This window comes from Variovorax sp. KBW07, from assembly GCF_003852515.1.
Classification (GTDB): Bacteria; Pseudomonadota; Gammaproteobacteria; order Burkholderiales; family Burkholderiaceae_C; genus Variovorax.
Genome location: NZ_QAJK01000075.1, coordinates 1 through 24,706, shown reverse-complemented (window position 1 = coordinate 24,706; position 24,706 = coordinate 1). Strand labels below are relative to the sequence as shown.

25 protein-coding genes are annotated in these 24,706 nt (G+C 67.1%); 11 read left to right on the top strand and 14 right to left on the bottom strand.

The genetic code is table 11. From position 1 onward, the window contains the following. Positions 1 to 3 precede the first annotated feature (3 nt). The 11 genes from dapA to DBV14_RS16270 form a co-directional block, all read right to left on the bottom strand. Positions 4 to 897 carry a 4-hydroxy-tetrahydrodipicolinate synthase gene (gene dapA / locus DBV14_RS16320; protein WP_124460211.1) on the bottom strand — a complete coding sequence of 298 codons (894 nt, stop codon included), beginning with the start codon at positions 895 to 897 and terminating at the stop codon, positions 4 to 6. Positions 898 to 933: 36 nt separating this feature from the next. Then, complete coding sequence (locus DBV14_RS16315; protein WP_260397076.1) at positions 934 to 1,740, bottom strand: ABC transporter ATP-binding protein; 807 nt, start codon at positions 1,738 to 1,740, stop codon at positions 934 to 936. Beyond that, positions 1,737 to 2,138: a VOC family protein gene (locus DBV14_RS16310; protein ID WP_124460209.1), complete on the bottom strand. Its 402-nt coding sequence runs from the start codon at positions 2,136 to 2,138 to the stop codon at positions 1,737 to 1,739. Before DBV14_RS16310 ends, DBV14_RS16315 begins: the two co-directional genes overlap by 4 nt. Before the next feature lie 60 nt (positions 2,139 to 2,198). Beyond that, positions 2,199 to 2,966, bottom strand: a complete 768-nt coding sequence (locus DBV14_RS16305) for an ABC transporter permease (protein WP_124460208.1) — start codon at positions 2,964 to 2,966, stop codon at positions 2,199 to 2,201. Between the two features lie 75 nt (positions 2,967 to 3,041). Beyond that, positions 3,042 to 3,572 (bottom strand): VOC family protein, encoded by a 531-nt coding sequence (locus tag DBV14_RS16300; protein WP_221621892.1) that lies wholly within the window; start codon positions 3,570 to 3,572, stop codon positions 3,042 to 3,044. Positions 3,573 to 3,583: 11 nt separating this feature from the next. After that, positions 3,584 to 4,603 carry an ABC transporter substrate-binding protein gene (locus DBV14_RS16295; protein WP_124460206.1) on the bottom strand — a complete coding sequence of 340 codons (1,020 nt, stop codon included), beginning with the start codon at positions 4,601 to 4,603 and terminating at the stop codon, positions 3,584 to 3,586. Between the two features lie 69 nt (positions 4,604 to 4,672). Beyond that, entirely contained in the window at positions 4,673 to 5,611 is a 939-nt protein-coding gene (locus DBV14_RS16290; RefSeq protein ID WP_124460205.1) for a fumarylacetoacetate hydrolase family protein, read from the bottom strand. A 273-nt stretch (positions 5,612 to 5,884) separates the two neighbouring features. Beyond that, a complete protein-coding gene (locus DBV14_RS16285; RefSeq protein ID WP_124460204.1) occupies positions 5,885 to 6,571 on the bottom strand; it encodes a GntR family transcriptional regulator in 687 nt (228 codons plus the stop codon). Positions 6,572 to 6,662: 91 nt separating this feature from the next. After that, the gene (locus DBV14_RS16280; RefSeq protein WP_124460203.1) at positions 6,663 to 7,130 is read right to left on the bottom strand and encodes an Lrp/AsnC ligand binding domain-containing protein; all 468 of its coding nucleotides are present in this window, start codon (positions 7,128 to 7,130) and stop codon (positions 6,663 to 6,665) included. Positions 7,131 to 7,288: 158 nt separating this feature from the next. Then, positions 7,289 to 7,747, bottom strand: a complete 459-nt coding sequence (locus DBV14_RS16275; protein ID WP_124460202.1) for a hypothetical protein — start codon at positions 7,745 to 7,747, stop codon at positions 7,289 to 7,291. Positions 7,748 to 7,928: 181 nt separating this feature from the next. After that, complete coding sequence (locus tag DBV14_RS16270) at positions 7,929 to 8,261, bottom strand: DUF4148 domain-containing protein (RefSeq protein ID WP_124460201.1); 333 nt, start codon at positions 8,259 to 8,261, stop codon at positions 7,929 to 7,931. Positions 8,262 to 8,546: 285 nt separating this feature from the next. Between DBV14_RS16270 and DBV14_RS16265 the strand changes: the two genes are divergently transcribed. From DBV14_RS16265 to DBV14_RS16250, 4 genes are all read left to right on the top strand, one after another. After that, on the top strand, positions 8,547 to 9,821 hold the full coding sequence (locus DBV14_RS16265) for a Glu/Leu/Phe/Val dehydrogenase (protein WP_124460200.1): 1,275 nt from the start codon (positions 8,547 to 8,549) through the stop codon (positions 9,819 to 9,821). Between the two features lie 52 nt (positions 9,822 to 9,873). Continuing rightward, positions 9,874 to 10,395, top strand: coding sequence for an alpha-ketoglutarate-dependent dioxygenase AlkB (locus DBV14_RS16260; RefSeq protein WP_124460199.1), 522 nt, complete (start codon positions 9,874 to 9,876; stop codon positions 10,393 to 10,395). Positions 10,396 to 10,529: 134 nt separating this feature from the next. Then, positions 10,530 to 11,156, top strand: a complete 627-nt coding sequence (locus DBV14_RS16255; RefSeq protein ID WP_124460198.1) for a nucleoside/nucleotide kinase family protein — start codon at positions 10,530 to 10,532, stop codon at positions 11,154 to 11,156. Between the two features lie 88 nt (positions 11,157 to 11,244). Next, positions 11,245 to 11,934 carry a DUF2242 domain-containing protein gene (locus tag DBV14_RS16250; protein ID WP_124460197.1) on the top strand — a complete coding sequence of 230 codons (690 nt, stop codon included), beginning with the start codon at positions 11,245 to 11,247 and terminating at the stop codon, positions 11,932 to 11,934. A 27-nt stretch (positions 11,935 to 11,961) separates the two neighbouring features. Here the strand turns inward: DBV14_RS16250 and rocF are convergent, their stop codons facing one another. Both rocF and DBV14_RS16240 read right to left on the bottom strand, forming a co-directional pair. Continuing rightward, the gene (gene rocF, locus DBV14_RS16245; RefSeq protein ID WP_124460196.1) at positions 11,962 to 12,882 is read right to left on the bottom strand and encodes an arginase; all 921 of its coding nucleotides are present in this window, start codon (positions 12,880 to 12,882) and stop codon (positions 11,962 to 11,964) included. A gap of 10 nt (positions 12,883 to 12,892) precedes the next feature. After that, positions 12,893 to 14,941: a prolyl oligopeptidase family protein gene (locus tag DBV14_RS16240; RefSeq protein WP_124460195.1), complete on the bottom strand. Its 2,049-nt coding sequence runs from the start codon at positions 14,939 to 14,941 to the stop codon at positions 12,893 to 12,895. A gap of 180 nt (positions 14,942 to 15,121) precedes the next feature. Between DBV14_RS16240 and DBV14_RS16235 the strand changes: the two genes are divergently transcribed. The 7 genes from DBV14_RS16235 (at position 15,122) to DBV14_RS16205 (ending at position 21,155) form a co-directional block, all read left to right on the top strand. Then, on the top strand, positions 15,122 to 16,864 hold the full coding sequence (locus DBV14_RS16235) for a wax ester/triacylglycerol synthase family O-acyltransferase (protein WP_124460194.1): 1,743 nt from the start codon (positions 15,122 to 15,124) through the stop codon (positions 16,862 to 16,864). Positions 16,865 to 17,001: 137 nt separating this feature from the next. Then, on the top strand, positions 17,002 to 17,559 hold the full coding sequence (locus DBV14_RS16230; protein WP_124460193.1) for a hypothetical protein: 558 nt from the start codon (positions 17,002 to 17,004) through the stop codon (positions 17,557 to 17,559). A 52-nt stretch (positions 17,560 to 17,611) separates the two neighbouring features. Further along, positions 17,612 to 18,136 (top strand): phasin family protein, encoded by a 525-nt coding sequence (locus DBV14_RS16225; RefSeq protein WP_124460192.1) that lies wholly within the window; start codon positions 17,612 to 17,614, stop codon positions 18,134 to 18,136. A 23-nt stretch (positions 18,137 to 18,159) separates the two neighbouring features. Beyond that, the gene (locus DBV14_RS16220) at positions 18,160 to 18,795 is read left to right on the top strand and encodes a TetR/AcrR family transcriptional regulator (protein ID WP_124460191.1); all 636 of its coding nucleotides are present in this window, start codon (positions 18,160 to 18,162) and stop codon (positions 18,793 to 18,795) included. A 92-nt stretch (positions 18,796 to 18,887) separates the two neighbouring features. After that, on the top strand, positions 18,888 to 19,661 hold the full coding sequence (locus DBV14_RS16215) for a triacylglycerol lipase (RefSeq protein WP_124460190.1): 774 nt from the start codon (positions 18,888 to 18,890) through the stop codon (positions 19,659 to 19,661). Between the two features lie 116 nt (positions 19,662 to 19,777). Then, on the top strand, positions 19,778 to 20,407 hold the full coding sequence (locus tag DBV14_RS16210) for a hypothetical protein (RefSeq protein WP_124460189.1): 630 nt from the start codon (positions 19,778 to 19,780) through the stop codon (positions 20,405 to 20,407). Between the two features lie 103 nt (positions 20,408 to 20,510). Further along, a complete protein-coding gene (locus tag DBV14_RS16205; protein WP_124460188.1) occupies positions 20,511 to 21,155 on the top strand; it encodes a hypothetical protein in 645 nt (214 codons plus the stop codon). A 34-nt stretch (positions 21,156 to 21,189) separates the two neighbouring features. Here the strand turns inward: DBV14_RS16205 and DBV14_RS16200 are convergent, their stop codons facing one another. After that, entirely contained in the window at positions 21,190 to 24,417 is a 3,228-nt protein-coding gene (locus DBV14_RS16200; protein ID WP_124460187.1) for a bifunctional cytochrome P450/NADPH--P450 reductase, read from the bottom strand. Between the last annotated feature and the right edge of the window lie 289 nt (positions 24,418 to 24,706).

Here is a 24,706-nt window from a genome sequence, read left to right as displayed (position 1 = left end):
TGGCTACACGGTGGCCGCGATGCGCGTCACCACGGCCGCGAGGTCGGCGCGTGCCTTTTCGGGCAGGGCCGCGACGGGCGGGCGCGTCGGCCCTGCACTGCGGCCCGCGAGTGCCATGGCCTCCTTGATGACCACCGGGAACGAGCCCCAGGCCCATGCCGCGCGCAGCGGCGCGAACACGTTCGACAGGCGCAGCGCCTCGTCGTGGTTGCCGGCGCGCAATGCGTCGTACATGCGCACCATGAGCTCGGGAAACACGTTGGCGGCCGGCGAGATGGTGCCTTGCGCACCGTGGAACATCATCGACAGCGCGATGGTGTCGCGGCCCGAGAAGAGCAGCGCGGGGCGCGGCGCGGTCAGCAGGTATTCGATCGACTGCGTGAGGTCGCCGCCCGAGTCCTTCATGCCCACGATGTTGTCGGCCGCCCGCATGCAGCGCGCGAGCGTGGCCGGCAACACGTTGACGCTGGTGCGCGGCGGGTTGTTGTAGAGCATCACCGGCAGCTTCGTGGCCTTGGCCACTGCGGTGTAGTGCGCCACCAGCTCGTCCTGCGAGGGCTGCACGAAGTAGGGCGTGATCACCAGCGCCAGGTCGGCGCCCATGGCCTCGGCTGCCTGCGTGAGCGCAATGGCCTGGCGCGTGGTGGCCCCGCCGGTGCCCGCATAGAGCGGCACGCGGCCATCGATGGCGCGCATCGACAGTTCCAGCAGGCGGATGTGCTCCTCGGTGTCGAGCGCGAAGAACTCGCCCTGGCTGCCGGCCACCGAGATGCCGTGCACGCCGGCCTGGATGTAGCTTTCGATCAGCTCGCCCACCCGGGCTTCGTCGAGCCGGTGGTCCGCGGTGAAGGGGGTGGCCATGGCCGGCACGACCCCGTGGAATTTCGATGTGTTCAAGAAAATGGCTCCGGAAAATTGAAGTCGTCGGGCGTGTCAGTCCACGCCCATCAGGTGGCCCAGTTGCACCACGTAGTGGCCGAAGGCGGCCGCTTCCTTGGTGGTGCGCGGATCGCGCGGGCGCGGCAGGTCGATGCGGATGTCCTCGATCACGCGGCCCGGCCTTTCGGACATCACCAGCACGCGGTCCGACAGGAATACGGCCTCCGAAATGCTGTGCGTGATGAGGATCACCGTCTGCCGCATCTCCTGCCACAGGCGCAGCAGCTCCACGTTGAGCTGGTCCCGCGTGAGCGCATCGAGCGCGCCGAAGGGCTCGTCCAGCAGCAGCACCTTGGGGCGCATCACCAGGATCTGCCCGAGCGCAGCGCGCTGCCGCATGCCGCCCGAGAGCTCGTGCGGATAGTTGCGGCGGAACTTCTCCAGCTTCAGGATCGGCAGCAGTGCCTCGACGCGCTCGTCGATGTCTTTCCTGGGCAGCTTGCGCACTTCGGCGGCCAGGCGGATGTTGGCCTCCACGGTTTCCCAGGGCAGCATGTTGTGCGTCTGGAAGACCACGCCCACGTCGTCGGACATGCGCGTCTGCGAATGGTCGAGCACGCGCACGTCGCCGCCCGCATCGGGCTGGATCAGCCCGGCCACGATGCGCAGCAGGGTGCTCTTGCCGCAGCCGCTCGGGCCGAGGATCGAGACGAACTCGCCGCGCGGCACGCTGAAGTCCACCTGCTCCAGCGCACGCACGCCCTGGCGCGTGTCGAAGGTCTTGGCAACCTTGCTGACGCTGATGGCCGCGACGCCGGCCTGCACCGCGGCCTCGCCGGTTGCAACGGCGCCAGGTTTCACTTCTTCGCTCCGACCCATCCGCCTTCGGAGATGTCGAACACCACGCCGTCGAGGTCGCGAAACTTCATCTCGTAGTAGAGGCTCTTCTTGTCGTGCGGCAGGTCCATGAAGAAGGTGCCGCCGTTGTCCTCGATGGCCTTGCGCTGCGCGTCGAGGTCGTCGCACCAGAAGCCGAAGTGGTGCGTGCCGATCCAGTCCTTGCCGCGTTCGAGGCCGGCTGCTTCGTCGGTCTTGTAGTTCAGCAGGGCCAGGCAGATGGTGCCGTCCGAGAGGTACACGCCATCGGCGATGGGCGAGTGCGTGGGCTCGACGATGGTGAGCCCGAAGACTTCGCTGTAGAACTTGGCGGCCTTGTGCGGATCGGGAACCGCGACGGCGATGTGACGTAGTTTGGCCATGGGAATGTCTCCTGGAGTTGAAATAAGAAAAGAGAAAAAAGGGCGCACGGCGGGGAAGGCTCAGAGCCCGCGCCACCAGATGCGCTTGGCGGCCAGCTCGACCAGCACGTAAAGCAGGCCGGCGACCACCGAGATCACCACCAGCGCCGCGAACAGGTAGTCGGTGCGCGCATTGGCGTTGGCTTCGAGGATCAGGTGGCCGAGCCCGCGCTCGGAGCCGACGAACTCGCCCACGATGGCGCCAATGACGGCCAGCGGCATCGCCGACTTGCAGCCGTCCATGATCGACGGCAGCGCCGAGGGCACGTACAGGCGGCGGAAGGTGGTCCAGGCCGGCGCGCGTATCGCGCGGAAGTGCTCCACCAGGTGCGCCGGCGTGCCGGCCAGTCCGCCCATGGTGGCAATCACCACGGGGAAGAAGGCGAACAGAAAAGCCATCAGGATCTTCGAGGTGTCGCCGTAGCCGAACCAGATCACCATGAGCGGCGCCAGTGCGATCTTGGGCAGGCCCTGGAACACGACGATCAGCGGATACAGCATGCGCCGCACCAGCGGCACCGCGTGGATGGCCAGCCCCAGCAGCACGCCGCCGAACGCGGCCAGCGCAAAGCCGGCCAGCACTTCCTGCGTGGTGACCCACGACTGCGCGAGCAGCGCCATGCGGTTGGTCCACAGGCTGTCGAGCACCTGCGACAGCGGCGGCAGCAGGTAGCGCTTGATGCCGAACAGGTCGACCGATTTTTCCCACAGGACGGCCAGCACGATGAAGAGCAGCGCGGGGTCGGTGAAGCGCCGCCAGGCTTCGGAACGCGGCAGGGGTTGGTTCATTTGTCTTGTCTCCGGATCTCTGTCTTTTTTGTCTTCTCTGTCTTCTGGTCTTTTGCGGGGCCCGGTGCGCCGTGCTCAGCGCCTGGGGCCCCATTCGGGCGGCGGCACCACGAACTTGTCGAAGTGCCACTGGTCGAAGGCCGCAAGGTCGTTCTTCCACACGCGCGGCGTGTAGGGCTGCGCGGGCGTGACTTGCACCATGTCCGCATAGAACTCGCAGTAGTTGCCGTCGGGGTCCTTGAACACCAGGAACAGGTTCTCGCCGGGGCCGTGCTTGCCGATGCCGCGCACGATGTCCACGCCTTTCTCCTGCAGGTAGCGCGCGGCCTCCTCGATCTCGGCGAGCGAGCCGAGCTGGTAGGAGAAATGTTCCAGCCCCGGGCGGCCGGGCACGTAGGTGGCGCCGTGCTGCGGATCGCCCGGCGGGATCTGCGCGAGCGCCAGGTCGTGGTGGTCCTGGCCGCAGCGCAGGAAGGCCATCTGGTCCTCGATGTGGTCGGACACCTCGAGGCCGACGATCTCCGTATAGAAGCGCACCGAGGCCTGCAGGTCTCGCACGTTGAGCACGACGTGTCCCAGGCGTTGGGGGCGGGGGCGGTTGGGCATCGACGGTTCCTTCATGGCGTGAGCAGTTCGTTGGTGTAGGTGTCCTGCGGCTTCACCTTGCCGTTCAGGCCGAAGGCCTTGTCGACGAACTGCACGGTGGCGCGCATGCGGTCTTCGCGCAGGTAGCCCAGGCCGTTGGCCTTGGCCTGCGGGTCGACCAGCAGGTCGCCCATGTCCTTGATCTGCGCGAGTGCCACGGCACGGTCGGTGGTGGGGAAGGCCTTGACCATGAGGTCGGCCGCCTTCTCGGGGTTGGCCAGCGCATAGGCGTAGCCGCGGTACGAGGCACGCAGGAACTTCTTCACCACCTCGGGCCGCTTCCTGATGACGTCCTCGCTGGCCGCGAAGCCGCTGCCGTAGGCATCGAGCCCGAAGTCGCTGTACTCGATCCAGCCGAGCGTCACGCCGGCGGCGTTGGCCTGCTTCTGCGTGACGGCGCGGTTGCTCGCGCGCCAGCACTCGGCCAGGTCGATGCGGCCTTCGATGAGCGATGCATCGACCACTGCCGGGTCCATGCGCAGCAGCCGCACGCTGTCCTTGGGCTGGCCGTTCTGCTCCAGCCACGCGGGCACCACGTTGTGCACCGGCGAAGCCGAGCCGCCGCCGAGCACCAGGCCCTTCATGTCGGCCGGCGTCTTCGGCTGGTGCCGCTTGGTGTCGAAGCAGATGCCGGCCGGCCAGCGCGTGTTGAGCGCGCCGATCATGCGGATCTTGCCGCCGTTGGCGCGGTTGAGCACCAGGCTGATCGGGTCGACATAGCCAAACTCGAACTGGCCCTGGTCGAGTTCGTTGGCCGTGCGGTTGCCGCCGTAGCCACGCACGATGGTGGCGTCGAGCCCGAGTTCGCGGAAGAAGCCCTGCTCCTTCGCGACGATCACGCCGACGGAACTGCCCTGCGGCAGCCAGGCCATGTTGTAGGTGATCTTTTCCTGCGCGACGGTGGGGCTCGCGGCAACGAGCAGCGACGCCGCGGCAATGCCCGTCAGCGCGCGCGCCAGGGCGGCGGCGAATCCTCTGCGAGGTGAGTGCATGTTCTTGTCTCCATACGTTGTTGTCGTTCTCTGAAAGAAAAGGGGCCGGGCGGCCCCCGGTGCCGGCGCTTAGACGCGCTCTGCTTGCACCTGGTTGGACAGCCGTCCGATGCCTTCGATGCTCGCGACCAGCTTGTCGCCCGCATTCAGGTAGACGCCGCGGCCCATGCCCACGCCGGTCGGCGTGCCGGTGGCGATCACGTCGCCGGGCTCCAGCGTGACGATGGTCGACAGGTAGGCGATCTGCTCGCGCACGGTCCAGATCATGTTGGCCGTGCTGTCCTGCTGCATCGGCTCGCCGTTGACGTCGAGCCGCATGTTCACAGCCTGCGGATCGGGGATCTGCCAGGCCGGCACCAGCCATGGGCCGATGGGCGCGAAGGTGTCGTGGCACTTGCCCTGGAACCAGTCGTGCTTGAACGGATAGTCGCCACGGATGTTGAGGTCGCGCGCCGAGATGTCGTTGACGATGGTGTAGCAGGCCACCGCGTCGAGCGCGTCTTCGACGGACACGCGGCGGCAGCGCTTGCCGATGACGGCCGCCAGTTCCACTTCCCAGTCGAGCTTGCTGGTCTCGGGCGGCATCTGGATGGTCTCGCCGTCGCCGATGACGGTGTTCGACAGCTTCAGGAACATGTACGGCTTGCTCTGCGACTTGGCTGCCAGCACCGTGCCCATTTCGTTGGCGTGCGACGCGTAGTTGGAGGCCGCGCAGAAGATGCGGTTGGGAACGTAGGGCGCGGCCACGGCCGAAGCGCCGCCTTCCACGGGACGGATCGCACCCGATGCCACGAGCGATGCGGCCACCGGCGTGGCGTTGCGCAGCCAGGCCTGCGCCGTGGCCCAGTCCCGAAGCATGGCCTCGACGCCTCCCGAAAGCCAGTCCGGCGAGGCGGAGGGCAGGCCTGCGGCCAGCGCGGCTTCAAGGTCGTAGAGGCGGTTGTCGATCACCAGGGCGGGGGCGAGCCGGTCGGCGCGGCGGTAGGTGGCAAGAGCGATCCAGGACATTCGAGGTCTCCATTTATTGATTGAACGAAATCCGCAAACTGAATTTTGCACTCAGTATCTGCAAATTGTGTGCAATTTTATGTTCTGGTGTTCAGGGGCGTCAAGAATTTGTCGTTCAAGCCGAAAGCCGGGCGTGCAAGGGCCCGCGCGAACGCGCTCCCGGGAGGCCCGGTGGATGGGAGGCGAAACAGGGGAGGGCGCAGGCGTGCGCGAAGAGCGCCCGTGGGACGCCATGCGCTGGAGTGCGGGGTGCCGGGCATGCGCCGGCGGGTGTCAGGCGGCTGCGCCGGAGGACGTGCTTCTGGCGTCGTTGCCGAAGTGCTGCAGCACGTTCATGGCCGAGTTCGCGGCGTGGCTGTGCATGGCCGCGGCGGCGGCGTCGCCGTCGTGGGCGAGCAGCGCCGTGACCAGCGCCTCGTGCTCGACATGGGAATGCTGCAGGCGGTTCTCCGCCACGAAGAAGCCGCGCGAGCGGAATGGTGCCAGGCGTTGCCGCAGGCCGAGGGCCAGGTCTTGCAGGGTCTTGTTGCGGGCGCCGGCGTAGATGAGGGCGTGGAATTCCTCGTTGAGCTCGGCATAGGCCTTGGCGTCGCCCTCGGCGGCCGCCTTGGCGGCTTGCTGGTGCACGAACTCGATCCGCTTGCGCTCCGAGGGCGCCGCCCGCAGCGCGCACAGCTTGGCGCACAGCGCCTCGATCTCGCCCGAGGCCTCGAACAGGCCGTCCAGGTCGGCCGGCGCCATGGCCGCAACCGAGAAGCCGCGCCGCGGCAGGTGCTCGACCAGGCGGGTCGACGCCAGCTGGCGCAGTGCGTCCCGCACGGGGCTGCGCGAAACGCCGAAGCGGGTGGCAATCGATTGTTCGTCCAGGCGTTCGCCGGGCTGGAAGCGGCGAAGCACGATTTCTTCGGCAAGCCGGTCCGAAATCGTCTGGGAGAGCGTTTTTCCGGGCTCGTTTTCCATGGGGAATGCTTCTTGGGCGCGACAGCCATCGTCGCAACGGCCGTCAAATTGTCGACAATATTTTATTGTCGCATACAACTTTCGCCGAAAGTCACAGCCCCAGCGGCAGCCTCGCGCTGTTCTTCACTTCTTCCATCACCGCGTAGGTCCGCGTTTCGCGCACCCCCGGCAACTGCCACAACACGGTGCCGGCGAACTCGCGGTAGGCGGCCATGTCGGCCATTCGGGTCTTGAGCAGGTAGTCGAAGCCGCCGGCCACCATGTGGCATTCCATGATCTCGTCGCGCACGTGCACCGCGGCCTTGAACTGGTCGAACACATTGGGGGTGGTGCGGTCCAGCAGCACCTCGACGAACACCGTGAAGCCGCGGCCCAGCTTGTGCGGATCGAGCCGCGCCTCGTAGCCCTGGATGAAGCCGTCGCGCGTCAGGCGCTGCACGCGCGCCAGCACGGCGGTGGGCGAGAGCGCCACCGCCTCGGCCAGCTTGAGGTTGGTGATGCGCCCGTCCTCCTGAAGAATCTTCAGCAGGCGGAGATCGATGCGGTCCAGGTCGAGCATTGGAGGATTATCCGGCTCGCCCATCGATTCATTGCAGAAGATGCGGCCTATGGACTCAGGCCATAGGAAATAGAACCAAGGAAGTGCCGCAGGCTTACCCTTTGCGTGCCTGTCGGCTCTTTCCTTGCACTTTCAGCGTCAGCTTCCAGCGGCCGGTCTCAGCGAACCGTGGTCTGCGACGGGGCCGCGGCCTGCTGGCTCTTCAGCTGGTCGACCAGCGCGCCGTACGCGGGGCTGGCAAGCAGCCGCGAATATTCGGCAGCCGCCTGGCGGTAGCCCGGCTGCGACATGTCGGCACCGGCTTCGCCGTTCTGCTTGGCCGCAAGGCCCGACTGGATCCACAGTCGCGTGTCGGCCGCCACGGCGGCGCGGGTGTTCGCCGACACCACGGCGGCCTGCTGCGAGATGCCGTCGGTGTAGCCCTGCGTGGGCGAAGTCTTCAGCCACTGCTGCGCGTCGGACGTCACGGCGGCGCGGGTGGTCGACGAGGTCATCGGCACGGGGCGCGGATCGCCTTCGGCATAGTTGCCCGCAAAGCTCGGTGCCGCGAACACGCCCAGCAGGGCTGCAACGGTGGCGGTGGTCAGGAGGCGGGTGGTGGTGGACGACTGCTTCATTCTTGAATCCTTGGTAGTTGGTTGATGAGTGAGTGATCGGTGATTGGTTGGTGAGCTCACTTTAAAAAACGGACCTGTGCGATCGATAACCCGTTGATGACAGTTTTGTTATCTGCGGGATGCCCGGCGAATGGGGCTCGACGGACATCCCTTGCCTGCCCTTTTCGCCCTCAGCCCGTGCCTAGCGTTCGCCCGACGGGATCGTTCCCGCGCGCATCGCCTTGATGGCCTCGGCCTCCACCGCCTCGCGCGTGGTGGGCTGCCCGGCGCGCGAGGCCGGCCACGGCGCGCCGCGGCTCACGGAATTCCAGGCGGGTTGCTTTTGCGCCGTTTCGAGTTCGGCGACCACCTTGTCGCGCGACGGTTCCTGCCGCAGGTGATCGGGGTAGCGCGTCACGCCCGCCTCGGTCGGGGCGAAGTGGAATTCGCCGGCGGCCGAAGCGGCCAGCGGCGCCAGCGCGGCGGTGAAGGCGGCCGCGGCAACGAGCGGCATGAAGAGTTTGCGGTGCAGCATGTTCTGGATCTCCTTGGGTTGTTCGCCGGCACCACATGGCACCGGCCATGCCGGCTCGGGCCGGCATGCCTGGTCAATCTAGGAACCCGGAGCGTCGGCAACCGGACGCCGCGATTACATCGGCGCAATGCAGTGGCAACGCGGCTTCAATGCGAGCGCGCGGCAGCGCCGCATTGCGCCAACCAACGCGTCTTGCATAACCGCCAGCGCGGCGCGCATAAGCCATGGCGCGACGGGCGGTAGAGGTCTATCGTTACGGCCACCCGTTCAACCAAGGGATCTCTCATGAGCGAAAAACTTTCCTTCGTCAATCCGACCGCGAACAGCCCGTGGGGCACCTACCTGTCGCAGGTCGATCGCGTCGTGCCGTACCTCGGCCCGCTGGCCCGCTGGGTCGAAACCCTCAAGCGCCCCAAGCGCGCGCTGATCGTCGACGTGCCCATCGAAATGGACGACGGCACCATCGCCCACTTCGAGGGCTACCGCGTACAGCACAACATGAGCCGCGGCCCGGGCAAGGGCGGCGTGCGCTTCCACCCCGACGTCACGCTCGAAGAAGTGATGGCGCTGTCGGCCTGGATGACCATCAAGACGGCCGCAGTCAATTTGCCGTACGGCGGCGCCAAGGGCGGCATCCGCGTCGACCCGAAGAAGCTCTCGCTGCAAGAGCTCGAGAAGGTCACGCGCCGCTACACCAGCGAGATCGGCATCATCATCGGCCCGCACACCGACATCCCCGCGCCCGACGTCAATACCAATGCCCAGATCATGGCGTGGATGATGGACACGTATTCGATGAACGTTGGCGGCACCGCCACCGGCGTCGTCACCGGCAAGCCGCTGCACCTGGGCGGCTCGCTGGGCCGCGTCAAGGCCACCGGCCGCGGCGTGTTCGTCACCGGCCGCGAAGCCGCGCGCCGCCTGGGCATGGACCTGCGCGGTGCGCGCATCGCGGTGCAGGGCTTCGGCAACGTGGGCTCGGTCGCGGCCGAACTGTTTGCCGAAGCGGGCGCCAAGATCGTCGCGGTGCAAGACCACACCGGCACCATCGTCAACACCAACGGCCTCGACCTTTCCAAGCTGATTCCCATCGCCAACAAGGAAGGCGTGGTCGCCTTCAAGGCCGGTGGCGACATCGTGCCGAACGAAGACTTCTGGAACGTTGCCTGCGACATCCTGATCCCGGCCGCACTCGAAGGCCAGATCACCGCCGAGCGCGCGCAGAAGACCACCGCCAAGCTGGTGCTCGAAGGCGCCAACGGCCCCACGGTGCCGACCGCCGACGACATCCTCGCCGAGCGCGGCGTGCTGGTGGTGCCCGACGTGATCTGCAACGCCGGCGGCGTGACGGTGAGCTACTTCGAATGGGTGCAGGACTTCTCGTCCTTCTTCTGGGACGAAGACGAGATCAACGTGCGCCTCGACCGCATCATGATGAACGCGCTCAACCAGATCTGGGACACGGCCGACAAGCACAAGATCACGCTGCGCACAGCGACGTATGCGGTGGCTTGCGAGCGCATCCTGATGGCGCGCCAGGAACGCGGCCTGTACCCCTGAAAGGGGCGCGTTGCGAAAGGGGGGCACCCCGGTCGCAGTATCCTGCGGGCCAATGAACAGCCCGCCGATTTACCTCAATCCCACGTTCGTCGCCTCGCCCGATGCCCTTCTCGAATGGCTCAGGGTCGCAGTGAGGTGGGACGAGCGCATGAAGGCGCGCAAGACGGCAAGCTTTGGCGTGCCGTACAACTACTCGCAGATCAGCTACGAGGCGGTGCCCATGCCTGTCGAGCTGGAAGCCTTGTGCGACCAGATCGACGCCGAACTCGGATTTCGGCCCAACAACTGCCTGTTGAATCACTACGCTGACGGCGCATCGTCGATGGGGTTCCATTCGGACTCCAGCGAAGCGCTGGCTCCCGGCACCGGAGTTGCCATCGTGTCGGTCGGCAGCACCCGGTCGATGGCGTACCGCAGCAAAGCCGACAGCGCCCTCCGGTTCGACTGCCCGCTGGTTCACGGGTCGTTGCTGTACATGTCGGAGGCCGTCCAGCGGGACTGGCTGCATGCGATACCCAAGGCCGAGAGTGTGGGCGAGCGCATCAGCCTGACATTTCGTTCGATCCTGAAATGAAGTCGACGCGGCGCCTTGTGCGCTATCGTCGGCGAGGTGTCTGCATCTTTCGTCGGTGCCGAAGAGATCTCTTCGGACTGGCGAGTCCACCGCGAAATCCTGCCTGAGTGGCATCTTCCATCGAGATCATTTCCATGAACACTGTTGGCGCGGCGGAGAACGCTCGTATTCAAAACCTGCTCGCAGACGGGCGACGCAAGCTGCTGGGCCTGGTGGGCGCGCCGGGCGCTGGCAAGTCCACGGTGGCCGAAGCAATCCGGCGATCGCTGGGAGACCGCGCGCAGGTCGTCCCCATGGACGGCTTTCACCTGGCCAACGTCGAGCTGCAACGGCTCGGCCGCGCCGACCGCAAGGGAGCTCCCGACACCTTCGACAGCGCCGGCTACGTGGCGCTGCTGCAGCGGCTGCGCGAGCAGCGCCCCGATGGCAACATCGTCTACGCCCCCGAATTCCGCCGCGAGATCGAAGAGCCGATTGCCGGTGCCATCGCCGTGCTGCCGTCGACCCAGTTGGTCATCACCGAAGGCAACTACCTGCTGCACGACGCCGGCCCCTGGGCCGGTGCGGCGGCCATGCTCGACGAGGTCTGGTACGTCGACATCGACGATGCCGTGCGCGAGCAGCGCCTGGTGCAGCGCCACCAGCAGTTCGGCCGCAGCGCCGAAGCGGCGCGCGACTGGGTGGCCAGCACCGACGCGCCCAATGCGCGGCTGATCGCGGCAACGCGGGCGCGTGCCCACCACGTGCTGGCCTGGTCCTGAGAATTTCCGACGGGCGGCAGGGAACGCCGGCGCGCGGCCGCGCTCGAAGCCTTGCCGGCACAGGTCGCCGGTTAGCATTCGCCGCGCCATGCCGACCACGCCACACACCTTCCGCACTTCTTCTTCCGTTCTTCGTTTTCGCACGCCCGTCCTGGTGCTGGGGCTGGTGTCCGCCCTGGTGCTCGCCGGCTGCGGCAGCAGCGCGCGCCGCGTGACTTACGAGCCGGAAGACTTCGACTCCACCACGACCCACACGCGCAATTACGCGGCCAGCGAGGCCCAGACCTGCGAGGCCGCGCGCCGCGCCCTGTTGAGCCAGGGCTACATGGTCACCGCGGCCAATGCCGACCTGGTGACGGGGCGCAAGAGCTTCCAGCCCGCGGCCGAGGTGCATGTGGAGGTCGAGTTCCGCGTGGTCTGCGCGCGCGAAGGCAACGGCAAGAAAGGCAGGCAGAGCACCGTGGCATTTGCCACGGCGCTGCAGGACCGCTACGGCATCAAGAAGGTCAACAACTCGGCCAGCCTGGGCGTGGGCGCGATCGGCTCGCTGTCGCTGCCTTTTGCCGGCAGCGACGATGCGATGGTCAAGGTGGCCAGCGAGACCCTGACCGACGAGCGCTTCTACGACCGCTTCTTCACGCTGCTCGACCGCTTTCTCGAAGGCGGCGGGGCTGATGCTCCGCCCGACATGCCGGCGGCTGAAGCACCTCTCACGCCTCTCACGCCCCCCGTGCCCGCCACCACCTTCCCGGTCGCGCCGTCGCCGAACCGGGGCTGATCGGCCTCTTGCGCCGGGACTGCTTGCTCAGCGCACCAGCGTCGATTTGCCGAACAGGCTCTCGATCAGTTCCACCGCCACCTCGGCCGTCTGGTTGCGCACGTCCAGCGCCGGGTTGAGCTCGACCACGTCGAGCGAGCAGAGCCGCCCGGTGTCGGAGATCATTTCCATGCACAGCTGCATCTCGCGGTAGGTGGGGCCGCCGCGCACGCCGGTGCCCACGCCGGGCGCGATGCCGGGGTCGAGGCAGTCGAGGTCGAAGCTCACGTGCAGGTGCGTGTCTTCGTCCACGTCCTGCAGCGCCTCGATCATGGTGGTGCGCATGCCGTGCTCGTCGATGTGGCGCATGTCGAACACGCTCAGGCCGAGCGTGCGAATGGCTTCCTTCTCGTCGTTGTCGACGCTGCGGATGCCGATGAAGCGAATGGCGTCGTGCGCCAGCGCCGCGCGCTCGCCGCTCCAGCCCGTGAGCACCGCCGGCCCATGGCCCAGCAGGCACGACACCGGCATGCCGTGCAGGTTGCCGCTGGGGCTGGTGGTTTCGGTGTTGACGTCGGAGTGCGCATCGAGCCACAGCACGCGCAGCTTCTTGCCGCGCTTGCGCGCATGCCAGGCCACCGCGCTGATGGAGCCGATGGCCAGGCAGTGGTCGCCGCCCATCATCAGCGGCACGTTGCCGGCGCCCAGCGCGGCATCGACGGCCGCATAGACCGAGCGGTTCCAGACGATCACTTCGTCCAGGTGGCGCAGCCCGTTCGCCGGCGGCGCCCAGGGCGTGGCCGGGCCCGCGAGGTTGCCGCGATCGACGATGCCGTAGCCCTGCCGCGCCAGCGCTTCGGGCAGGCCCGCCACGCGCAGCGCGTCGGGCCCCATGCCGGCGCCGCGCACGCTGGCGCCGATGTCGGTCGGTGCGCCGATCATCTCGAGGGTGACGAGGGTGTTGCTCATGTCCGATCCCCTAGGTGAGGTGGTGCCACAGGTACGCATAGCCCAGCGCATCCATGAAGGCCGATTCCTTGTTGTCCGTCGCCGCGCTGTGGCCGCCTTCCATGTTCTCGTAGAAGCTGCTGTCGTGGCCCAGCGCGAGCATCTTCGCGTGCATCTTGCGCGCATGCACCGGGCCCACGCGGTCGTCGCGCGTGGAGGTGGTGAACAGCGCGGGGGGACAGGCCAGCTCCGGCTTGGCGTTCTCGTAGGGCGAAAAGGTCTGCAGCCAGGCCCATTCCTCTGGCTGGTCCGGGTCGCCGTATTCCGCAATCCACGAGGCACCGGCCGACAGGTGCGTGTAGCGCTTCATGTCGAGCAGCGCCACTTCGCTCACGATGGCGCCGTACAGCCGCGGGTACAGCGTGAGCATGTTGCCCATCAGCAGGCCGCCGTTGCTGCCGCCCATTGCGCCCAGGTGCGCGGGCGAGGTGATGTTGCGCGCGAACAGGTCTTCGGACACGGCCGCGAAGTCTTCGCAGGTGCGCAGCCGGTTTTCTTGCAGCGCCGCCTGGTGCCAGCGTGGGCCGTACTCGCCGCCGCCGCGGATGTTGGCAATGACGTACACGCCGCCCTGGTCGAGCCAGGCGCGGCCGATGCTGCCGCTGTAGCTGGGCTGCAGCGAGATCTCGAAGCCGCCGTAGGCGTACTGCAGCGTGGGGTTCCTGCCGTTGGCGACCAAGTCCTTGGCGGCAATCTCGAAGTAGGGCACGCGCGTGCCGTCCTTCGAGGTCGCGAAATGCTGGCTCACGCTGTAGCGCGAGGCGTCGAAGAAGCCGGGGCTGTCTTTCAGCACCTCGGGCTCGCCCTGGCCGATGGTGCCTATGTAGAGCGTGGTCGGCTGCAGGAAGCCGCTCACCGTCAGGAAGTAGTCGTCGTTTTCGTCCTCGTCGATGCCGCCGGCGTCGATGGTCGAGAGCGCGGGCGCGCCGCCCAGTCCCTTGCGTTCCCACGGGCCGATGCCGTCGGCGGGCGGCGTGAGCACTTCGAGCCGGTTCACCACGTCGTGCATCACGTTGACGATCAGGTGGTGGCGCGTCCACGAATGGCTGTCCAGCGCGGTGGTGTCGTCGGGCTCGAACAGCACGGTGATCTCGCGCTTGCCCGCCATGAAGTCGTCGAAGCGGGTGGCCAGCAGCGAACCCGAGGCATAGGTGGTGCTGCCCACGGTCCAGTCTTCGCGCGGCTCTATGAGCATCCACTCGCGCGTGATCTCCATGTTGGAGTCGTCGGGCACGTCGATCTTGGTGAGCTTGCCGTCGCTGCCGCGCAGCCAGGTTTCGCTTTCGTAGAAGTCGATCTGGCGCGAGACGAAATCGCGCTCGAAGCCCGGCGTGTTGTCGCGGTACGCACTGACCGACATGTCGTCGTGCGCGCCTTCGTACACGGTGACGGCGCTGGCCAGCGGCGTGCCGCGCTGCCATTGCTTCACGATGCGCGGGTAGCTGGAGCTGGTCATCGAGCCGGGGCCGAAGTCGGTGGCCACGTAGAGGTGGTCGATGTCTTTCCAGCCCACGTGGTTCTTGGCCTCGGGCAGCGTGAAGCCGCCTTCGACGAACTGCTTGCGCTCCAGGTCGAACTCGCGCACCACGTCGGCATCGGCACCGCCGCGCGACAGCGAGACCAGGCAGCGCTTGTAGTCGGGGTCGAGGCAGTCGGCGCCGTGCCACACCCAGTTCTCGCCGTCGGCCGCGGCCAGCGCGTCGAGGTCGAGCACGGTTTCCCAGGCGGGCTGCGGCTTGCGGTACTCGGCCAGCGTGGTGCGGCGCCAGAGGCCCTTCGGATGCGCCTTGTCGCGCCAGAAGTTGTAGTAGCCGGGGCCGATCTTGCGCACCATCGGAATGCGCTCCTCCGAGTCGAGCACCTCGAGAATGCCCTGCTCGAGCGCCTTGAATGCGGGCGACTGCGCGTAGGCCTGCACGGTTCGGGCGTTTTCCTGCCGGGCCCATGCCAGCGGCGCGTCGCCGTCGATGTCTTCGAGCCAGAGGTGCGGATCGTCTTGCGAAGGGAGGCTTTGTGTCATGGCCTCAGTGTACGAAGCCCATGTGAAAGAAGCGCCCGCGCACTTTGGCACTACTTGGGGCAAACCCCTGTCGCGCCAGTGCCTTCCCTCGGTGGAAACACTGAAGAAGGCGAGGCCCCCGAACGCGATGCGCACGGTATCCTGCCAATCGGCGCATGCCCCACCAAGGAGACACAACACATGAAACACCTGAGCGGACTTGATGCCACCTTCCTGCACCTGGAAACGCCCGAGATGCCGATGCACGTGGGCTCGCTCAACGTGCTCGACCTGCCCAAAGGCTACAAGGGCGACTTCTACGAAGATGCCAAGAAGTTCATGGCCAGCCGCATCCACCTGGCCGATGTGTTCACGCGCAAGCTGGCGCTGATGCCCTTCGACATGTCCAACCCGGTGTGGGTGGACGACGACGACATCGACCTCGACTACCACGTGCGCCACATCACGCTGCCCAAGCCCGGAACCAACCGGCAGTTGCAACAGTACGTGGCGCGCCTGCATTCGACGCTGATCGACCGCAGCCGGCCCATGTGGGAGTTCTTCATCATCGACGGCCTTCAGAGCGGCCAGGTGGCGCTGTACACCAAGGTGCACCATGCGGGCATCGACGGGCAGGCCGGCGTCGAAGTGGGCAAGGCCATCTTCGACCTGGAGGCCACGGGCCGCGTGGTGAAGCCGCCGCGCTCGCGCCCGCGCAGCAGCGGCTACCAGCTGGGCATGGCCGAGCTCGCCACCGCCGCGCTGCGCAACACGGCGCAGCAGTACGTGAAGCTCTTCAAGATGGCGCCGGCCATTGCGCGCGCCATCGGCGGCCTGGCCAAGCCTGACGAGAAGGCGGCCGAGAAAGACGCCGCCGCCGCACCGAAGAAGTTCAACCTCTTCGCGCCGCGCACCTCGCTCAACGTGTCGATCACCAACCAGCGCACCTTTGCCGGGCGCACCATTTCGCTGGCCGAGACCAAGTTCATCGCCAAGCATTTCGGCGTGTCGCTCAACGACGTGGTCATGGCCACCGTGGCCGGTGCGCTGCGCCACTACCTGGCCGACAACAACGAGCTGCCGGCCAAGCCGCTGGTGGCCGGCGTGCCGGTGAGCCTGCGCGAAGCGGGGGACAACACGGCCAACAACCAGGCCAGCATGATCCTGGTGAGCCTGGCGACCGACATTACCGACCCCATCCAGCGGCTGAAGGCGATCAACGCGTCGTCGAACAGCTCCAAGTCGACGATGAACCGCTTCAAGGCGGTGATCCTCGACGACTTCCCGACCTTCGCCGCACCCTGGCTGGTGTCGGGCATCGCCTCGATGGTGGGCCGCTCGGGCCTGGTCAACCTGCTGCCGCCAGCTGCCAACGTGGCGATCTCGAACGTGGCGGGGGCGCCGTTCCCCATGTACTTCGCGGGCGCGCTCGTCACCTGCTACTACCCGGTGTCGATCGCCAGCCACGGCACGGCCCTGAACGTGACGGTGCAGAGCTACAACGGCCGCATGGACTACGGCCTGATCGCCTGCCGCCGCGCCGTGCCCGACATCACCGAGATCGGCGACTACATGCTGGCCGAGCACAAGCTGCTGATGGACCTGACGCAGAAGCACCCGGCCGCCGCGGGGGCCGTGGCTGCGCCTGCGAAGGCGGCAGCGGCAATGGCAACTGCTGCACCTGCAGCAGAGCCTGCTCCCGCTGCCGCCAAGGCCGCACCAGCCGCCAGGAAGGCTCCGGCGCGCAAGAAGGCGCCAGCCAGTGCGGGTGCGAGCCGCAAGACGGCCGCACCGGTGAAGGCCGCGGCGAAGAAGGCGCCCGCCAAGACCGCTGCAAAGACCGCCATCAAGACCGTGGCCAGGAAGGCCGCGCCGAAGCCCGTGGCCCGCAAGGCTGCCGCGCCGGCCAAGCGCGGCGGGGCTCCCCGGGCCGCCGCGGCATGATCGGCGGGCCGGCCTGCAGAAAATTGGGGCAGTTGGACTAGTTTTCCGACGGTTCTAGTTTTCCAGGCCTAGGCCCTGCGGAAGAAGATAGGCCCATCGCGATTCCCCGCGAGCCCATCAACTTCAAGGAAATCACCATGTCCACCACGCAAACCACCATCGCTTCCGCCGCCATCCACGTCGTCGGCCAGTACAACGACGCAGGCAAGACCCTGGTCGGCGCCTACCGCACCGGCGTGCATCGCCTGCTGGGCGGCGCCGCTTCGCGCTACAGCAACTTCCTGGGCAGCCGCCAGATTCCGCTGGTGAGCGAGCAGGTCAAGGCCAACCTGATCGGCGCGCAAGAAAAGATCAACGGCTTCCTGGCCAACCGCCTGGACATCGACACCAGCCGCATCGTGAACGTGATGGACCGTGTTGCCGCCGGCACCACCAGCGGCATCGAAACCGTCGCCGGCCGCGTGGCCCGCGTCGAATCGCCGGTGGCCACCTCGGTCATCAACGCCCTGAGCGCCGTCAACCAGCCGATCGCCACCGTCTCGGTGCAGATCGCCGACCGCATCGTCGCCGGCACCAAGCAGATCGAAGCCCGCGTGAACGGCGCCGAAGAAGCCAAGCCGGTGCGTACCGTCAAGGCCAAGGCCGCCGTGGCCAAGAAGCCGGTTCGCCGCGCTGCTGCCCGCAAGGCAGCCTGACCCCCGGGGCGCATGGCGCCCCTTTTCCTTTTTCCGGTATCTGGAGCACTGCATGGCGACCCGTCCTGACGAAACTGCAAAGTTGAAGAAGAGGGCGGCGCCTGCAACGAAGGCGCCCGCCGCGAAGAAGAAAGCGGCGCCCCGCAAGGCGGCGCCCGCTGCGGCAAAGAAGGCCGCATCAGCCGCATCAGCCGCCTCCGCTTCGGCTGCACCCGGCAAGGCCGAAGGCCTGCTGCGTGCCGGCCTGAAGGCGCTGGACAACGTGCGCAACGACGTCGCCAAGCGGCAGGCCAACGTGATCGAAGGCCTGCTCGGCATTGGGCAGGGCAAGGTCGATGCGGCGGCTGCCAAGGCGGCGCTCACGCGCGGCTTTCCCAGCCTCGACAGCTTCGGCATCCGCAAGTTCGAAGACGTGTTCGACCAGCGCGTCGCCACGGCCCTGCAGCGCCTGGGCATGCCCGGCGCCGACGAAGTGCAGGCCCTGCGCGACGAGGTGGCGCAACTGCGCGAACGCCTCGCGAAATTCGAGAACCCCGACGCCGGTCTGCGTAGCAACCGCAGCGGCGGCAAACGCTGAGCGGCCCACGGCACACCCCGGTTGTGGCCAGTTCCAACACCACGCGCGATCGCATCCTGCAGGCCAGCCTTGCGCTGTTCAACGCGGAAGGCCTCGCCGCCGTGTCGACCCACAAGATCGCAGCCGAACTGGGCATGAGCCCGGGCAACCTGCACTACCACTTCAAGGCCAAGCAGCTCATCGTCGAGTGGCTGTTTCGGCGCTTCGAGCAGCGCATGGAAGCGCTCAACGGTTCGTCGGCCACCATTGCCGCCATCGACGACCTCTGGCTCGCGCTGCACCTGCGCTTCGAGGCCATCGACGAATACCGCTTCATCTACCGCGACATGGCCTTCCTGGCCAGCGAATACCCGGCGCTCGGGCAGCGCGCGCAGGCCCTCACCGCGCAGAACCTGCTCGCGGCACAGGCGCTGTGCGAAGGGCTGGTGGCCTCGGGCGTGATCGAGACCAGCGCCGAGCAGGCCCGCATCCTGGCGTTGCAGATGGTCTTCACCACCACCTGCTGGTTGTCTTTCGAGCGACTGGTGCCGGGGCGCGATGCGCTGGCGCAGGCCGATCCCGGTTTGGCGGCTTTCTACACGCTCACGCTGGTTTCTCCGTATGTTTCCAGCGAATCGAGGGCTTACCTTGATTACCTGAGGGGCAAATACCTCGGATAAATGACGATGTCGTCCGACGGGAGAGTGCAACCATGGCCCCTCATGCTCGTCCTATAAAACAGAAAACGAAAACCCGAAAGGAAGCCGCCTCCATGACCACCGCCACCCACGACACCATCGCACCTCCTTCGCGCCTGCTGTTGCTGGCCGAAGCCCGTGCCCTCTGGGAAACCGGTGCCGGCATCGCGATGTGGCCGCTGCTGCAGCTCACGCCGCGCGGCGACGGCCACCCCGTGCTCGTGCTGCCCGGCCTGGTGGCCGGCGACGGATCGACGCTGCTGCTGCGCCGCTACCTGTGCAGCCGCGGCTACGACGCCCACGGCTGGGGCCAGGGCCGCAACCTCGGTCCGCGCCAGGGCGTGGAAGACGGCATGGTCGAGCTGCTGAAGTCGCTGTACGAAAAGAGCGGCCAGAAGGTCAGCGTGATCGGCTGGAGCCTCGGCGGCGTTTATGCGCGCCTGCTGGCTTCGTCGTATGGACCCATGATCCGCGACGTCATCACCCTGGGCAGCCCGTTCTCCGGCAGCCCGCGCGCCACCAACGCTTGGCGCGTGTACGAGGGCGTGAGCGGCCAGAGCTCGCACGACCCGCGCCGCATGAAGTTCGTGCAGCCCACGCCGCCCGTGCCGACCACCTCGATCTTCAGCCGCACCGATGGCGTCGTCGCCTGGCGCTGCAGCATCGAGAAGACCGGCCCGCAGTCGGAGAACATCGAAGTCATGGCCAGCCACCTGGGGCTGGGTGCGCATCCGGCGGTGCTGTATGCGGTGGCCGACCGGCTGGCACAGCCCGAGGGCCAGTGGAAGCCCTTCAATCGCGGTCTGCTCGGGCCGCTGGTCTACCCGGACCCCGACCGCGACCTCTGAACCGGGCGACCTGCCCAACCCTCCGCAAGCCGGCAACCGCCGGCTTTTTGCTTTTGGCGACCCATGACTTTCTGCACTTGCCGCCCTGCAGGAGCCATTCGAACAATCCGGTCACCATGAAACCCGACCCGCACCGGATCTATCCGCGCATCGAAGCACTGGGCGGCCATCGGCCGGCGCAGGCACCCGTCGCCTTTCCCTTTGCCGGGAATGCGGGCCTTCTCGTCACTTACGTCACCTACGCCATCGACGAGCCGGCGCACTTCGTCTCGCTGACGCAGGCGCACATGGACGCGCTGGGCCTGGACGCGCACCAGCTCCACGCGCTGGCGATGCGGAACCTGGTGCGCAAGGCGCTGCCGAGCGTGGGCGCGCAAGACCTCGTCATGTACCAGGCTCTGGTGGCGGGCAACGGCTTCGAGGCCAGCATGCTGTTGCTGCCAAGCCTCTGGGAAGTGCTGTCGGAGGGCTTCGAGGGCGAACTGCTGGCGGTCGTGCCCAGCAGCAACACGGTGTATTTCATGGACAGCCGGGGCAAGTGCGAGCTCGCGGGGCAGCAGCTCACCGCCCGCACACGGCTCGGCCTGATGTGCGCGACGGCGGCCGATATCAAGGTGCAGGCCCGGGCGCACGGCCTGTCGGACAAGGTGATGGCGCTGACCCCGGGCGGCTGGCAGATTCGCGGTTCGCTCGACGATCACGCCCTGGTGCTGGGCCACCCGGGCCGCGAGATGCAGCTGCAGTAAGTCACGAAACCGCTGCAAAGCCGGCAGCACCGGCTTTTTTCAAGGAGCTTCATGACTTTCGCACTGGCCGGGCAGAGGGCCCGCCAGAACAATGCGCGGCGTCATGAACTGCCTTCCGCCTTGCATCTATCCCCGCATCACGCGCCCCGATTTCCTCGAGAACGCCGCACCCAGGCCCGGCATTGCGCCAGCACCGGGCGGCCAATACAAGGCACAAACCCCCATTGCCCGCGCTGTCGCCGGAGACATCGACCTTCGTGTGACCTATGCCATCGACTTCCCGACCCAGCGCACCACGCTGACCCACGGGTGCATGAAGCAACTTGGCCTCGATGCGCAAGGGGTGCATGCGCAAGCGGTCGAAAACCTGCATCGCAAGACCAGCCAGAAGGTCGCCACGCAAGACCTGGTCGCCTACAAGGCCCTTGTGACCGGCGACGACCTCGAGGCCTGCATGCTGCTGCTGCCCGACCTCTGGGCAGGGCTCTCGAAAGGCTTCAAGGGGGAGCTGATCGCGGTGGTGCCCAGCAAGAACGCGCTCTATTTCATGGACAGCCGGGCAACGCTGACCATTGCCGGGCAGCCCGTCTCGACCACGACCCGGCTGGCCCTCATGTGCTCGGCCGCGACCCGGGTCAGGGCAGAGGCCGGCGCGCAGGGCCTGTCGGACCAGGTGATCGCGCTGACCCCCGAAGGCTGGAAAGTGCGCGGCACCTTCGGGGCCCACGAGGCGGTGCTGCCTGCCTAGCGTCCGGGTCCGTGGGCACCGCTGGGCGCTGGTTTCAGCTACCGGCCCACACGTCCAGCACGTAGCGCTGGTCGGCAATCATCTTGTCCATCCACGCCGTGCTGTCGTGCCCATGCTCGCGTGCCAGGTCGCTCAGCGTGCGCCGCACATCGGGCTCCATGCGCGAACCGTCGCCGCACACGTAGATCACCGCGCCCGCCTCCAGCAGCTTCCACACGGCCGCGCCCTGCTCGCGGATCAGGTCCTGCACATACACCTTGCGCTCGCCCGAGCGCGAGAACGCCGTGTGCAGCTTCATCAGGCCGCGGTGCGACCAGTCCTTCAGTTCCTCGGCATAGATGAAGTCCTGCGCCGGATGGCGGCAGCCGAAGAACAGCATGGCGTCGCCCAGCGCCTCGCCACGCTCGACCCGCGCGGCGCGCTCCTGCAGGAAACCGCGGAACGGTGCCAGGCCGGTGCCGGGGCCGATCATGATGAGCGGGCGATTCGCGTCTTCGGGCAGGCGGAAGCCCTCGGCGGTGGTTTCGCGAATGACGCCATGCACCGTGTCGCCCGCCTCGGCGCGCGCCAGGTAGTTGGAGCACACGCCCTCGAAGTTGCCGTTGCCCGACAGCGCCGGCGCGCTCACCACGCCGACGGTCACGCTGCAGCGGCCCGGCGTCATGCTCGGCGATGAAGAGATCGAGTAGTAGCGCGGCGACAGCGGCGACAGCATTTCAAGAAACACCGCGAACGGCACCTGGCAGGCGCGGTGTTCTTCCAGCAGCTCCAGCAGCGACTTGCGCTTGTGCAGCACCTCGGCCTTGTACGCGGCCTGCGAAGCCTCGTCGCTGCCCGACAGTGCCAGCAGCTTCGGCTTGGTGAAGGGGCACTCGGTGTAGGCCGCAAGCGTGGCGATCTGCTTGCGCGTGGCCACGTCCTGCAGCTCGACGTAGTCGCCCAGCAGGCGGTCGACCGCAATCACCTGGTCGACCGGCAGCGCCGCCTTGCGGCCCGGCACGGCCGAAAGGCGCACGTGCGCCGAGCGGTCGAAGCCGAAGCGCGCCATGGCCCGCTCGACCTGCGCCGGGCTGTTGCGCGGCACCACGCTCAAGTGGTCGCCGGGCACGTAGTTCACGCCCTCGGGCAGCGTCAGTTCGACGTGGCGCGTGGAGCGGCTGCTTTCGGCATCGCCGCCGGGGCTTTGCAGTTCGCGGTTCTCGAGCACGCGCAACGCCACGGCACCGAGCGCATCGACCAGCGCGTTCTTTTGCGGCGGCGGCAGTTCTTCGAGCGTGTAGAGCGGCTCGGCCTCGGCCGGCGTGTCGGCACCGGCCTTGATGTCGAAGGCCTTTACCAGTTCGGGCCAGAGCGCGTCGCTCCAGTCCTGGAAGGCGCCGTCCATGTCCTCGCGCGCGTCGCCTTCGCCGCGCGGATGCACGCGCGTGGCGCCCAGTGCTTCGAGCCGTTCGTCGATGCGCCGCGGCACGGCCTGGTAGGTGGCGGCCCAGTCGGTGTTGCCGCAGCCGAACACGCTGAAGCGCACGCCGTTGAGCGCGTCGTCGGCCTTGTCGAGCCAGCGGTGGAACTCGGCCGCGTTGTCCGGCGCCACGCCGTTGTACGAGGCGCAGACGATGGCCACCGCGCCGTTGGCCGGCAGCCGCTCGGCATAGTCGTCGAGTGACGCCAGTTGCGTCGAGAAGCCGCGCAGCTCGCCCGCTTCGGCGAGCTGGCGCGCCAGGTCTTCGGCCGTGCCCAGGTTGGAGCCCTGCAGCACCAGCAGCGAGGTGCCGTGGCGTGCCGCCTGCGGCTTGCGCGCCGCCGGCTTGGCCGACGCCGCGAGGGTGGCGGGCGTCGCGCCCGCTTCGCCGTTGCCGCGCGGGCGCGTGGCCGGGTCGCGCAGCAGCGCCTTGATCTTGAAGCCCTCGGGCTTGATGGTCAGCGCTTCCTTGATCTTGAGCTTGTAGTCCGTGTGGTCGACCAGGTTGAAACGCTGCAGGATCATGCCCAGCGTGAGCACCGCCTCCTGCAGCGCGAACTGCCGCCCGATGCACGCGCGCTGCCCGTTGCCAAAGGGCTTGAAGGCATTCACCGGCCGCTCTCGCTCGGCTTCGCGGCTGAAGTGGTCGGGGTTGAATTCGTCGGCGTCTTCACCCCACACGCCCTTGTCACGGTGCAGCGCCAGCGCATGCATGATGACCATGTTCTTCTTCTTGATCGTGTACTGGCCGCCGATGGTCGTGTCTTCCTTGGCGCGCATGGCAATGGCCGGCGCCGTCGGGTACAGCCGCAGCGCCTCCTTCAGCACCTGCATCACGTACTGCAGGCGATTGACCTGCGCATAGGTGGGCTTCTGCGTGGTGTCGGGCCCGAACACGCTGTCGACCTCGGCCTGCGCCTTGGCCAGCGCCTCGGGGCTCTTCAGCAGGAAGTAGGTGGCAAACGACAGCAGGCCGCTGGTGGTTTCGTGTCCCGCGATGAGAAATTCGATGCACTCGTCGCGGATCATCTTGTCGGTGAGCTGCTCGCCGCTTTTCTTGTCCACGCCCGCGATCATGTAGCTCAGCAGGTCGGGCTTGGTGGCAATGTCGGCACCGCTCGCGCGCCGCTCCTCGATGATGTCTTCCACCATCTTGTGCATGAAGCGGATGTCTTTTCGCTGCTGCGCCAGTTCCTTCTTCAGCATCAGCTCTTCGAGCGGCAGGCCGCGGCGGTTCTGCACCGTCTCGAGCGTGCGCACCATCGCATCGACAAAAGGATGAAAGCCTTCGCGGTAGAACGAGTTGAAGCGGTAGCCGAAGCCGCACAGGCCGATGGTGTCGAGCGTGAGCGCGGTCATGTCGCGCACCACGTCCACCTCTTCGTCGAAGTTCAGCCGCTCCCACTTGGTGACCAGCTGGCTCGCGATGTCCAGCATCATCGGGTGATAGGCCTGCATGGCGCGCTGGCTGAAGTTGGCCAGCAGGATGTTGTGCGGCTTGGACCAGGTCTCTTCGTGCGTGTCGGACGTGAAGAGCCCGTGCGAAGCCGCGCGCAACCGTCGCAACGCGCCGCGCGTGCTCTTGTCGAAGCGCGCTTCTTCGCAAAGCTCGTCGACCAGCGCGGGCGACGAGACGACGATCACCGGCATGCCCGGCATGTCGAGCCAGTAGATGCCACCAAGGTCTTGCGCGATCTTCCACATGTCGAGCACGGGAGAGTCGGAGCCGATCGAGAGCAGGTTCCCGACGAAGGGTTTCTTCGCCGGATGCGGGATCGGGTGGAGCGAGTTTTTGCCTGCCATGGGTTGTTGTGCCTTTGGAATGGACCCGCTTCGGATGTCCGGGGTGTAACAACCGGAGTATCCCGACGGCACGGGGGGCAGGCAGGACGGGGTTTCCCTTAGGGGCTTCTGTGGCTGTTGCTTGTGCTTGTGCTGATGCGGTCGTTCAGTTTCATTCGGGGCGACGCCCACGCCGACGGTGTGCTCTGCTCCGCGAATGTCCCCCGCTTCGCTCCTCCTTTATTTCGCTGCGCAGAGCACACCATCCGCGTGAGCGTCATCAGAGTGGTCGTTGATCAGCGGTACACCA

Coding starts and splice junctions, on each gene's coding strand:
- DBV14_RS16290 (WP_124460205.1), bottom strand. CDS start 5,611: ATGTCCTGGATCGCTCTTGCCACCTACCGCCGCGCCGACCGGCTCGCC.
- DBV14_RS16310 (WP_124460209.1), bottom strand. CDS start 2,138: ATGGCCAAACTACGTCACATCGCCGTCGCGGTTCCCGATCCGCACAAG.
- DBV14_RS16225 (WP_124460192.1), top strand. CDS start 17,612: ATGGCGACCCGTCCTGACGAAACTGCAAAGTTGAAGAAGAGGGCGGCG.
- DBV14_RS16250 (WP_124460197.1), top strand. CDS start 11,245: ATGCCGACCACGCCACACACCTTCCGCACTTCTTCTTCCGTTCTTCGT.
- DBV14_RS16280 (WP_124460203.1), bottom strand. CDS start 7,130: ATGCTCGACCTGGACCGCATCGATCTCCGCCTGCTGAAGATTCTTCAG.
- DBV14_RS16255 (WP_124460198.1), top strand. CDS start 10,530: ATGAACACTGTTGGCGCGGCGGAGAACGCTCGTATTCAAAACCTGCTC.
- DBV14_RS16235 (WP_124460194.1), top strand. CDS start 15,122: ATGAAACACCTGAGCGGACTTGATGCCACCTTCCTGCACCTGGAAACG.
- DBV14_RS16265 (WP_124460200.1), top strand. CDS start 8,547: ATGAGCGAAAAACTTTCCTTCGTCAATCCGACCGCGAACAGCCCGTGG.
- DBV14_RS16205 (WP_124460188.1), top strand. CDS start 20,511: ATGAACTGCCTTCCGCCTTGCATCTATCCCCGCATCACGCGCCCCGAT.
- DBV14_RS16305 (WP_124460208.1), bottom strand. CDS start 2,966: ATGAACCAACCCCTGCCGCGTTCCGAAGCCTGGCGGCGCTTCACCGAC.
- DBV14_RS16300 (WP_221621892.1), bottom strand. CDS start 3,572: ATGCCCAACCGCCCCCGCCCCCAACGCCTGGGACACGTCGTGCTCAAC.
- DBV14_RS16260 (WP_124460199.1), top strand. CDS start 9,874: ATGAACAGCCCGCCGATTTACCTCAATCCCACGTTCGTCGCCTCGCCC.
- DBV14_RS16270 (WP_124460201.1), bottom strand. CDS start 8,261: ATGCTGCACCGCAAACTCTTCATGCCGCTCGTTGCCGCGGCCGCCTTC.
- DBV14_RS16295 (WP_124460206.1), bottom strand. CDS start 4,603: ATGCACTCACCTCGCAGAGGATTCGCCGCCGCCCTGGCGCGCGCGCTG.
- DBV14_RS16285 (WP_124460204.1), bottom strand. CDS start 6,571: ATGGAAAACGAGCCCGGAAAAACGCTCTCCCAGACGATTTCGGACCGG.
- DBV14_RS16200 (WP_124460187.1), bottom strand. CDS start 24,417: ATGGCAGGCAAAAACTCGCTCCACCCGATCCCGCATCCGGCGAAGAAA.
- DBV14_RS16275 (WP_124460202.1), bottom strand. CDS start 7,747: ATGAAGCAGTCGTCCACCACCACCCGCCTCCTGACCACCGCCACCGTT.
- DBV14_RS16210 (WP_124460189.1), top strand. CDS start 19,778: ATGAAACCCGACCCGCACCGGATCTATCCGCGCATCGAAGCACTGGGC.
- DBV14_RS16215 (WP_124460190.1), top strand. CDS start 18,888: ATGACCACCGCCACCCACGACACCATCGCACCTCCTTCGCGCCTGCTG.
- DBV14_RS16230 (WP_124460193.1), top strand. CDS start 17,002: ATGTCCACCACGCAAACCACCATCGCTTCCGCCGCCATCCACGTCGTC.
- DBV14_RS16240 (WP_124460195.1), bottom strand. CDS start 14,941: ATGACACAAAGCCTCCCTTCGCAAGACGATCCGCACCTCTGGCTCGAA.
- rocF (WP_124460196.1), bottom strand. CDS start 12,882: ATGAGCAACACCCTCGTCACCCTCGAGATGATCGGCGCACCGACCGAC.